Below are 758 nucleotides of genomic sequence, written 5' to 3' on the forward strand. Positions count from 1 at the left end.
CAACAGTGAAGGTTTCGATTTTGGTTTCATCTTGGGCAAGGTACTGCACGTCCGCGTTATCGACGTTATACACCCAGATACCATCCGCATCGATAGTGAGCGCGCCGAGTGCACCGGCAGGCGTTACGACGCTAGCTGGGTCAAACTTGGCTTCACCGCTATCAGCATCAGTCAGAGTTAACACGCCTGAATCGGTGAGTACTGGATCGGTATCATCTTCGGTGACTGCGCCGACAGCATCGCCCGAAATCACCGCGCTATCGTTAATACCAGTAATAGTAATAACGATGTCGTGGGTGGTGCCATCCACCGAGGCAACGGTGAAGGTTTCGACTTTGGTTTCATCTTGAGCAAGGTATTGCACGTCCGCGTTGTCAACGTTATAGACCCAGTTGCCATCGGCATCGATGATGAGCGCGCCGAGTGCGCCAGCTGGCGTGACCACACTGGTCGGGTCAAATTTGGCTTCACCGGTATCAGCATCAGTAAGGGTTAATACGCCTGAGTCAGTTAACACCGGGTCGGTATCATCTTCGGTGACCGCACCAATTGCATCACCCGAAATAACAGCACTGTCGTTAACCCCAGTAATGGTGATAACAATATCGTGGGTGGTGCCATCCACTGAGGCGACAGTGAAGGTTTCGACTTTGGTTTCATCTTGGGCAAGATACTGTACGTCTGCGTTGTCAACGTTGTAGACCCAGTTGCCGTTCTCATCGATAGTTAAACTACCTAGTGCGCCACCTGGCGTCACC

At 52.1% G+C, this 758-nt stretch carries 1 protein-coding gene; it reads right to left on the reverse strand.

Annotated elements, in window-relative coordinates; translation table 11 throughout:
• Positions 1 to 758: VCBS domain-containing protein (locus tag RH86_RS20595; RefSeq protein ID WP_038219890.1), on the reverse strand; the 758-nt coding region annotated here is incomplete at both ends.

The organism is Vibrio sp. N418 (genome assembly GCF_000222565.1).
GTDB lineage: Bacteria > Pseudomonadota > Gammaproteobacteria > Enterobacterales > Vibrionaceae > Vibrio > Vibrio scophthalmi.